This window comes from Klebsiella sp. MS 92-3 (assembly GCF_000195655.1).
Classification (GTDB): Bacteria; Pseudomonadota; Gammaproteobacteria; order Enterobacterales; family Enterobacteriaceae; genus Klebsiella; species Klebsiella pneumoniae.
In genome coordinates, this window is the sequence record NZ_GL882724.1 from 955 (window position 1) to 10,419 (window position 9,465).

General features: G+C 54.7%; 8 protein-coding genes. 1 reads left to right on the forward strand and 7 read right to left on the reverse strand.

The annotated features are described in order from the left end of the window. Positions 1 to 15: 15 nt before the first annotated feature. From HMPREF9538_RS24715 to HMPREF9538_RS24705, 3 genes are all read right to left on the reverse strand, one after another. The gene (locus HMPREF9538_RS24715; RefSeq protein ID WP_002919103.1) at positions 16 to 237 is read right to left on the reverse strand and encodes a membrane protein; all 222 of its coding nucleotides are present in this window, start codon (positions 235 to 237) and stop codon (positions 16 to 18) included. A gap of 292 nt (positions 238 to 529) precedes the next feature. After that, positions 530 to 3,640, reverse strand: a complete 3,111-nt coding sequence (locus HMPREF9538_RS24710) for an efflux RND transporter permease subunit (protein WP_009483990.1) — start codon at positions 3,638 to 3,640, stop codon at positions 530 to 532. Positions 3,641 to 3,652: 12 nt separating this feature from the next. Then, entirely contained in the window at positions 3,653 to 4,792 is a 1,140-nt protein-coding gene (locus HMPREF9538_RS24705) for an efflux RND transporter periplasmic adaptor subunit (RefSeq protein WP_004144974.1), read from the reverse strand. Between the two features lie 378 nt (positions 4,793 to 5,170). Here HMPREF9538_RS24705 and envR point away from each other — a divergent pair, with 378 nt between their 5' ends. Further along, the gene (envR, locus tag HMPREF9538_RS24700; RefSeq protein WP_004185881.1) at positions 5,171 to 5,824 is read left to right on the forward strand and encodes an acrEF/envCD operon transcriptional regulator; all 654 of its coding nucleotides are present in this window, start codon (positions 5,171 to 5,173) and stop codon (positions 5,822 to 5,824) included. Positions 5,825 to 5,908: 84 nt separating this feature from the next. Here envR and fis read toward each other — a convergent pair whose 3' ends face one another. The 4 genes from fis to panF all read right to left on the reverse strand — a co-directional run. After that, positions 5,909 to 6,205 (reverse strand): DNA-binding transcriptional regulator Fis, encoded by a 297-nt coding sequence (gene fis, locus HMPREF9538_RS24695; RefSeq protein WP_000462905.1) that lies wholly within the window; start codon positions 6,203 to 6,205, stop codon positions 5,909 to 5,911. Between the two features lie 24 nt (positions 6,206 to 6,229). Continuing rightward, positions 6,230 to 7,195 carry a tRNA dihydrouridine synthase DusB gene (gene dusB / locus HMPREF9538_RS24690; RefSeq protein ID WP_004144972.1) on the reverse strand — a complete coding sequence of 322 codons (966 nt, stop codon included), beginning with the start codon at positions 7,193 to 7,195 and terminating at the stop codon, positions 6,230 to 6,232. A gap of 357 nt (positions 7,196 to 7,552) precedes the next feature. After that, positions 7,553 to 8,434: a 50S ribosomal protein L11 methyltransferase gene (gene prmA, locus HMPREF9538_RS24685; RefSeq protein ID WP_004144971.1), complete on the reverse strand. Its 882-nt coding sequence runs from the start codon at positions 8,432 to 8,434 to the stop codon at positions 7,553 to 7,555. 11 nt (positions 8,435 to 8,445) lie between these two features. Further along, a partial coding sequence (panF, locus tag HMPREF9538_RS29105) for a sodium/pantothenate symporter (RefSeq protein WP_009483992.1) occupies positions 8,446 to 9,465 on the reverse strand: 1,020 nt, incomplete at its 5' end.

Below are 9,465 nucleotides of genomic sequence, written 5' to 3' on the forward strand. Positions count from 1 at the left end.
GGTTGGGGAAGCGATCTAGCGGGTCAGAGCAACGATCCCTAACGTGAGGCCGGCTACCGCGGCCGCACCCCCGGCGATTGCGCCTGCGGTTTCCCAGTTGTCTTCTGTTGTGCCTTTCATACAGGTATTGGTATGGACTAAGCGGCCTTGCGAGTCATAAACCGGTACGCAGGGAGAGTCATGGGCACAGCCTGCCAGCAGAGAGGCCAGCAGCGCCACGATTAAATACTTTTTCATGATATTACCTCTGGATAATCCGCTGGGTTGTACTGAAAGCCAGTGCAGAACGGAATGGCTTATTTTATCACCGCGGATTGTCCGGGCCGGAGGCCGAAATCATCTCAATATATGAGCCGCGTAAATATCGTGAAGATAAGCCCGGGAATATGCAGAAAAGATGGAGAGAAAGATTGTGATTCAGCGATGCTGCGTGCAATGGCGGTTGCCAGACTGCGGCGCGTTTAGCTGGCTGCCAATATTGCATGCGAAAAAAAGCGCCCGCAAGGGGCGCCTTCAAGACATAGCCGAGTTATTCAGCGTGCCGGGTAAAGCGTCGTCTAACGACTACGAAGAACACCGGAACAAAGAAGATCGCCAGCAGCGTCGCGGTCAGCATCCCGCCCATCACGCCGGTGCCAACCGCATTCTGCGCCCCGCTGCCGGCACCATGGCTAATCACCAGCGGCATGACCCCGAGAATAAAGGCCAGAGAGGTCATCAGAATAGGCCGCAGGCGCATCCGCGATGCCTCCAGCGTGGCCTCAATGATCCCTTTCCCTTCTTTCTCCATCAGATCCTTGGCGAACTCGACGATCAGGATCGCATTCTTGGCCGACAAACCGATCGTGGTCAAGAGTCCGACCTGGAAGTAAACGTCATTATTCAGCCCACGCAGCGTGGCGGCTAACAGCGCGCCAATGACCCCCAGCGGAACCACTAACATGACTGAGAAGGGGATCGACCAGCTCTCATACAGCGCCGCCAGACACAGGAAGACGACGATCAGCGAGATGGCATAGAGCGCAGGCGCCTGGTTGCCGGAGAGCCGTTCCTGGTAAGACATCCCGGTCCAGTCATAACCGATGCCGCTCGGCAGTTTACTGGCCAGCGTTTCCATCAGCGCCATGGCTTCCCCGGTACTTTTGCCTGGTGAAGCTTCACCGAGGATCTCCATAGATGGCAACCCGTTGTAGCGCTCCAGGCGCGGCGAGCCATATATCCAGTGTGAAGTGACAAAGGCGGAGAACGGCACCATTTCGCCGTTGGCGCTGCGAACATACATGTTGTTAATGTCGCTCGGCAGCATACGGAAGTGGGCATCAGCCTGAACGTACACTTTTTTCACGCGGCCGCGGTCAATAAAGTCATTGACGTAGTATCCGCCCAGCGCGGCTGATATCGTTTCATTGATATCAGAGAGTGATACGCCCAGCGCCTGCGCTTTTTCCTGATCGACATCCAGTTTGAACTGAGGGGTATCTTCCAGCCCATTAGGGCGTACCCGAACCAGCTGATCCGGATGCTGTTTCACCATGCCCAGCAGTTGATTGCGCGCCTGGGTCAGAGCGGTATGACCGAGTCCGCCCTGGTCGATCAGTTCAAAGTCGAAGCCGGTGGCGGTACCCAGCTCAATAATGGCTGGCATGTTGAACGGGAAAACCATGGCGTCTTTGATCTGGCTAAAGGCTACGGTGGCCCGCTTGATGATGGACTCCACGCTGTTTTTATCGCCGCTGCGTGCTTCCCAGGGCTTCAGGCTGACAAACGCCATACCGGAGTTTTGTCCCTGGCCGCTGAAGCTGAAGCCGTTAACGGTAAAGACGCTTTCGACGTTGGCCTTCTCGTTATGCAGGTAGTAGTCTGTCACCGTATCCAGGACCTTCTGCGTGCGCTCCTGGGTAGCACCGGACGGTAGCTGGATCATGGTCAGGAAGACGCCCTGGTCTTCGTCGGGCAGAAAGGACGTGGGCAAGCGCATGAACAGCACGGCCATCCCCACGACGATCAGCAGGTAGATCACCAGATAACGGCCAGTTCCACGTAAAATACCGCTGACGCTGTTGGTATAGTGGTTAACGCTCTGGTCGAAGCGGGCGTTAAACCAGCCGAAAAATCCTTTTTTCTCATGGTGTTCAGCTGAGGCTGGCTTCAACAACGTGGCGCAGAGCGCCGGAGTCAGTACCAGCGCAACCAGCACGGAGAGCGCCATGGCGGAGACGATGGTGATTGAAAACTGACGATAAATCGCGCCGGTTGAGCCGCCGAAAAAGGCCATCGGGACAAATACTGCGGAGAGCACCATGGCGATACCCACCAGCGCTCCCTGGATCTGCGACATAGATTTTTCCGTCGCTTCTTTTGGCGAGAGCTTCTCCTCAACCATCACACGTTCGACGTTTTCCACTACTACGATAGCGTCATCGACCAGCAGACCTATCGCCAACACCATGCCAAACATTGTCAGCGTGTTGATGGAGTAGCCAAACATCGACAATACCGCGAAGGTTCCCAACAGCACCACGGGTACGGCAATGGTTGGAATGAGCGTTGCGCGCATGTTCTGCAGGAACAGATACATGACAAGAAAGACGAGAATAATTGCTTCAAAAAGCGTTTTGACCACTTCGTGAATGGAGATTTTGACGAAAGGGGTCGTATCATACGGATAAACCACCTTCATCCCCTGAGGGAAGTAGGGCTGCAGCTCGGCCAGCTTCGCTTTAATCGCGGTGGCGGTATCCAGGGCGTTGGCGCCGGTCGCAAGCTTAATACCCAGACCAGAGGCAGGTTTACCGTTAATTCTGGCGACAACGTTATAGTTCTCTCCCCCCAGCTCAATGCGGGCGACGTCTTTCAGATGGACGACAGAGCCATCGGCATTGACCCGCAGCGTGACCTTGCCAAACTCCTGCGGATCTTTGAGCCGCGTCTGAGCGATGATTGACGCGTTCAACTGCTGGCCTTTCAGCGCTGGCGTACCGCCGAGCTGACCCGCGGCGATCTGATCGTTCTGGACCTGCAGCGCATTGATGACGTCCACCGGCGTCAGGTTGTATTTATTCAGCAGGTTGCCATCCAGCCAGACGCGCATGGCGTATTGCGCGCCGAACAGCTGCACATCGCCCACGCCGTTGAGGCGGCTAATAGGATCTTTGACATTGGAGGCGACATAGTCAGAGATATCGTCCTGGGTGGTGGTCGGGTTATCAGAGATAAAGCCGGCGACCAACAGGAAGCTGCTACTGGATTTCTCGACGCTAATCCCCTGCTGCTGTACTTCCTGGGGCAGCAGCGGCGTGGCCAGCTGCAGTTTGTTTTGCACCTGAACCTGGGCAATATCGGGATCGGTACCCGATTTAAAGGTGAGCGTAATGGTTACCGAACCGGCAGAGTCGCTGGTCGACGACATATACATCAGATTGTCGATGCCGTTCATGTTCTGCTCGATAACCTGGGTGACCGTATCCTGCACGGTCTGGGCATCTGCACCGGGGTAGGTGGCGGAGATCGCTACCGCAGGAGGGGCGATTGTCGGGTACTGAGCTATCGGCAGCTGCAGAATGGCCAGGCCGCCGGCAATCATCATAATGATGGCCAGCACCCAGGCGAAGACCGGTCGATGAATAAAAAACTTAGACATGGCTGGGTATCCTTATTGCACGGCCGGCGCCGTACGCTCCGCTTCCGCTTTGACAGTGACGCCTGGACGGACTTTCTGTAAGCCGCTGACAATCACTTTATCGCCCGGTTTCAGCCCACTGGTGATAAGCCACTTATCGCCAACGGCCTGAGTCGCGACCACTTCCCGGGTTTCAACCTGGTTTTTGTCATTCACCAGCATCACGGAGGCATCACCACGCGGCGTGCGGGTCACCCCTTGCTGCGGTACCAGGATAGCCTGCGGATCGACGCCTTCGTCTATGCGGGCGCGGACGAACATCCCTGGCAGCAGGACATGCTGCGGGTTAGGGAAGATAGCGCGCAGAGTAATTGAACCCGTACTTTCATCAACAGTGACGTCAGAAAACTGCAGTGAACCTTTGAGCGGATAGGCCTGGCCGTTCTCCATGACCAGCTCAACGCTTTTAGTATCACCGCCGCGCTGCAGGCTTTCCTGCTTAAGGCGCATGAAGTCATTACTGGACTCCGTCACGTCAACATAGATGGGATCGAGCTGCTGGACGGTAGCCAGGGCATCCGACTGGCCGTTGGTGACCAGCGCCCCTTCGGTGACGCTCGATTTACCGATGCGCCCGCTAATGGGGGAGGTTACTTTGGTGTAGGCCAGGTTGATACGGGCCGTTTCTACGGCAGCTTTGGTGGCGATGACATCGGCATCGGCCTGGCGGGCGGTGGCCACTGCCTGATCGTATTCCTGCTGGCTGATATATTTAGTACCCAGCAGTGGAACGTAGCGTTTCACCGTCAAATGGGCGATAGCGGCCGCGGCTTCGGCTTTGGCCTCATCGCCTTTGGCGCTGTTCCACGCCGCCTGGTAGGTCGCCGGATCGATCTGATAGAGCGACTGGCCTGCTTCGACATCACTTCCTTCAACAAAGTTACGCTTCAGGATGATACCGCTCACCTGGGGGCGGACTTCCGCTACGCGAAAAGCAGAGGTTCGGCCCGGCAGTTCGGTGGTGACTGATAGCGGCGCGCTGTTCACGACATGGACCGTCACCTGCGGCGCCTGCGCATGGGGTTGCTGGTTGTCAGAATTATCGCAACCGGTTAGCAATAAGGCCGAGATAATTAAACCGGATAAAAGTGTCACTCTGGCGTGAGTCGTCATGGCGGTTCCTTATAGATTACGTACCCAATCAGGCGGCGAATCTGTGAAAGAAAGAGGGAATCAAAAAGCAGTTTGCCATCCTACAAATAAACGCCGTTGGATGTAAGAGATACTTATTTTTAAGCAATCAGCAAGGCACGCAAAAACAAAAAAATGGTCACTGTAGTATTGCGATTTATCGCAATTGTAAAAGTTGATAAATAGACATTATTTCAGTGAATGTATTTTCCGGTGATATTCACTTGAATAATTAATTCTCTTTTCGCATCAGGATTAACTTGTCTGCATTTTTGCTAAATAATACTTCATGGCAAATGCTAGATTAATTCTAATTAAGAATATCCTATATTATCTGCTTATCGGGAAGTGGGGCCTTGTATGGCAAGAAAAACAAAAGAAGAGGCGCAGCGCACGCGGCAGCTCCTGATTGAGTCCGCAATCCAGCAGTTCGCCCTGCGCGGAGTAACCAACACCACCCTGACGGATATCGCCGATGCGGCGGGAGTGACTCGCGGCGCGGTGTACTGGCATTTTGCCAGTAAGACGGAGCTGTTTAATGAAATGTGGCAGCAGCAGCCGCCGCTTAGAGATTTGATTCAGCCCAGTCAGGCCATAGAGTACGAACAGGAGCCGTTAAATGCTTTACGCGAGCGGTTTATTGCAGGCCTGCGCTATATTGCTGCGAATCCTCGACAGCGCGCTCTGATGCAAATTCTTTATCAGCGCTGTGAGTTTTCCAGTGATATGCTTTCGGAATACGAAATTCGCCAACGTATTGGTTTTAATTATTCACTCATTGGCGGCATCCTGCAGTGCTGCGTGCGTAACAATATATTGCCAGCCGAAACAAACATTGAGATGATATTAATTGTTTTACACAGTGCTTTTTCCGGGCTGATTAAAAACTGGCTGCTCGATCCGCAACGCTTCGATCTTTATCAGCAGGCGCCTGCGCTGGTGGATAATATAATGGCGGTGGTCTGTGCTGCGCGTTTATCGGGAGGGCCTGCGCTACGGCTGGTGAATCAGTAATGAGTTCTGTTGGCGCAGATAATAAAAAAGGCGCTTCCCCATGCCGAAGAGCGCCTTTTATATCAAGCAAGCAACTGACTAGTATCAGTTCATGCCGTATTTTTTCAGTTTTTTACGCAGCGTACCGCGGTTGATGCCCATCATCAGAGCAGCGCGGGTCTGGTTACCACGGGTGTATTGCATCACCATGTCCAACAGGGGCTGTTCAACTTCAGCCAGTACCAGCTCATACAGGTCATTCACATCCTGACCGTTCAGTTGAGCAAAATAGTTCTTCAGTGCCTGTTTAACCGAGTCACGCAGGGGCTTTTGAGTTACCTGATCCTGAGAGTTAACGGTAGAAACGGTCAGTACGTCAGAATTTACGCGTTGTTCGAACATAGTTCTGTCAGCTCTTTATTTCTATTACGCAAAATTTTCGAAGTATGCCTCCAACGCCTCCAGCTGTTCGCTGGCATCCTCAATGGCGTTGAATGTGCGCCGAAACTGGTCATCTGGAGCATGTTCCTGAAGATACCAGGAGACGTGTTTACGCGCGATTCGGTACCCTTTTGCCTGACCATAAAAGTCATGCAACTCCCGAACGTGCGCACAAAGCAAGCGCTTCACCTCTGCCAGCGGCAGCGGGGGCAGCAGCTCTCCAGTGTCCAGATAATGCTGGATTTCCCGAAAGATCCAGGGTCTTCCCTGAGCTGCACGGCCTATCATCAGGGCATCAGCCCCTGTATAGTCGAGCACAGCTCTGGCTTTAAGCGGGTCAGTAATGTCGCCATTCGCGATAATCGGAATGGAAACTTTCTGCTTAACTGCCCGAATACTGTCGTACTCAGCGTCTCCGTTAAACAAGCAGGCGCGGGTGCGTCCGTGAATAGTCAGAGCCTGAATGCCACACTCTTCGGCCAGTTGGGCAATCTCTACGCAGTTACGGTGTTCCGGTTCCCAACCGGTGCGAATCTTGAGAGTCACAGGAACGTCCACCGCGTTAACGACCGCCGTCAGGATCGACTTCACCTGGTCGGGGTACTGCAAGAGGGCTGAACCTGCAAGCTTGCGATTCACCTTTTTCGCCGGGCATCCCATATTGATATCAATAATCTGGGCGCCGCTTTCCACGTTAATCCGCGCGGCGGCAGCCATCTCTTCCGGCACGCTACCGGCGATTTGCACGGTACGAATACCGGGCTCATCGATATGCACCATCCGTAAACGGGACTTGTCGCTCTCCCACACCTGTGGGTTAGAAGACATCATCTCGGAAACGGTTAAACCCGCTCCCATCTCGTAGCACAGCGTCCGGAATGGTCTGTCAGTAATGCCAGCCATGGGCGCTGCGATCAGGCGATTTCTGAGCTGGTGGTGTCCGATGCGCATGAGTTAAGAAATGACCATACTGTGACTGCAAGGCGGCGTATATTACGCATTTTTTGCACGAGATGAAAGGCCAAACTTTGAGCAATCCTCTGTTGCAGATCAATGAATCCGGGACTAGCGTAAAAGGGATGAATAAATACTTATATTAATCATTGATTTAATGGATGATGGATAATTTGTGTCCATTTATAAAATCATAAAACTTCTCGATTTTTCTTGGATAGACTGGCCGCATGGCGATATAAAACGCTGTTTTTGTAGCCAAAAAAGTGCTCTGTAGTGCGATCTGCCTCTCATTTCCTGGCATTATTTGGTGGCTACTGGAAACAAAAATGCGGCCCGTAGGCCGCATCGCGCTTAGTTTTTCCGGCCGGTAATCCGGCACCACTCTTCCTTCTCGACCACCGGGTCAAGGGTGAAGAGATCGGCATAGGCTTCACAGACGCTTTCCGCCTGGCTGGCAAGGATGCCGGAAAGCCCCAGCAAACCGCCTGAAACGGGCAGGACGCTGATTAATGGCGCCAGCTCACGCAGCGGGCCTGCCAGGATATTCGCGACCACCACGTCGGCTTTCATCGACTCCGGTTGGTCCTGAGGAAGATAGAGCTCCAGGCGTTCAGAAACGCCGTTACGCTGCGCGTTATCACGACTGGCCTGAATAGCCTGCGGGTCGATATCAATCCCGATTGCTTTTGCCGCCCCCAGCTTCAGTGCGGCAATCGCCAGGATGCCGGAGCCGCAGCCGAAATCAATCACCGTTTTTCCGTTGAGGTCGAGCCCATCCAGCCACTGCAGGCACAGGGATGTCGTCGGATGCGTACCGGTGCCAAAGGCCAGACCCGGATCGAGCATCACGTTGACGGCATTTTCATCCGGAACATCGCGCCAGCTTGGGCAGATCCATAGCCGCTCCCCGAAGCGCATGGGGTGGAAGTTATCCATCCATTCCCGTTCCCAGTCTTTATCTTCCAGCTGCTCGATCTTATGCGCGAACCCGGCGCCCAGCAGCGGATGCTGCTCCAGTTGGGCAACGACCGCTTTCATATCGGTTTCAGCATCGAACAGGCCGATTACGTCGGTATCCCCCCACAGGCGGGTTTCCCCGGGCAATGGCTCAAATACCGGCGTATCGTGCGTATCCTGGAAGGTGATCGAGACCGATCCGGCCTCCATCAGCGCATCGCTAAGATCTTCAGCGTTCGCGCCGGTGGTATTTAGTTTCAGTTGGATCCATGGCATAGCAAAACTCTTTATTTATCAGTAGTCAAAATGGGGGACTGTGGGGCGGGACGACCGAAACTGTTCCCCGCCACAAACGCCAGCAAACTCAGCAGCAGCGCGGGAACGATCGGGTGAAAGCCCAGAAACTGCACTTTCAGCGTGGCCAGTACGGCATACAGGACGCCGCCTACGATCATCGCGCTCAGCGCGCCAGCCGCGTTGGCGCGTTCCCAGTAAAGGCCCAGCACCAGCGGCCACAGGAAGACGGCTTCCAGGCCGCCGAAGGCCAGCAGGTTCAGCCAGATTATCATCTCCGGCGGCCGCCAGGCCGCGAGCAGCAACAAGACCCCCAGCAGGAGCGTGATGCCGGCGGACATGCGTTTAAGCCGCTTTTCGTTAGTCGCCTGATCCGGCCGCCAGTTCAGGTACAGATCTTTGATGATCGTAGCGGAACTTTGCAGAAGTTGGGCATTGATCGTCGACATAATCGCCGCCATCGGCGCGGCAAGGAAGATCCCGGCGGCAAAGGGCGGAAGCACTTTAACCATCAGCGTCGGGATCACCAGATCCGGCACGGTTAAATCGGGGATCACCGCCCGGCCTAATGCCCCAGCCAGATGCATGCCAAACATCAGGATCGCCACCACGATGGTGCCGATAATGATGCCGCGATGCACGGCTTTGCTGTCTTTGTAGGAGATACAGCGCACTGCGGTATGTGGCAGACCAATAACGCCGAAGCAGACCAGCACCCAAAACGAGGCCATAAAGGTTGGCGAGAGGATATCCTCCGCGCCCTGCGGGGACACCAGCTTGACGTCGATCGACTGCAGCGTCTCTACCGCATGGCCAACCCCCCCGGCGGCGTGGATCACGCCCACCAGCAGCACGATCGTGCCGATCAGCATTACCATGCCCTGCATCGTGTCGTTGAGCACGCTGGCGCGAAAGCCGCCATAGGCGGTATACAGCGCGATGCTGACCCCGAAGATCAGCAGGCCGGTATCGTAAGGAATACCGGCAGCCGTCTCCAGCAGGCGGGCGCCGCC

Bases quoted from the DNA above. Each gene is read 5' to 3' on its own strand.
- HMPREF9538_RS24715 (WP_002919103.1), bottom strand. From the start codon at position 237: ATGAAAAAGTATTTAATCGTGGCGCTGCTGGCCTCTCTGCTGGCAGGC.
- HMPREF9538_RS24710 (WP_009483990.1), bottom strand. From the start codon at position 3,640: ATGTCTAAGTTTTTTATTCATCGACCGGTCTTCGCCTGGGTGCTGGCC.
- HMPREF9538_RS24705 (WP_004144974.1), bottom strand. From the start codon at position 4,792: ATGACGACTCACGCCAGAGTGACACTTTTATCCGGTTTAATTATCTCG.
- envR (WP_004185881.1), top strand. From the start codon at position 5,171: ATGGCAAGAAAAACAAAAGAAGAGGCGCAGCGCACGCGGCAGCTCCTG.
- fis (WP_000462905.1), bottom strand. From the start codon at position 6,205: ATGTTCGAACAACGCGTAAATTCTGACGTACTGACCGTTTCTACCGTT.
- dusB (WP_004144972.1), bottom strand. From the start codon at position 7,195: ATGCGCATCGGACACCACCAGCTCAGAAATCGCCTGATCGCAGCGCCC.
- prmA (WP_004144971.1), bottom strand. From the start codon at position 8,434: ATGCCATGGATCCAACTGAAACTAAATACCACCGGCGCGAACGCTGAA.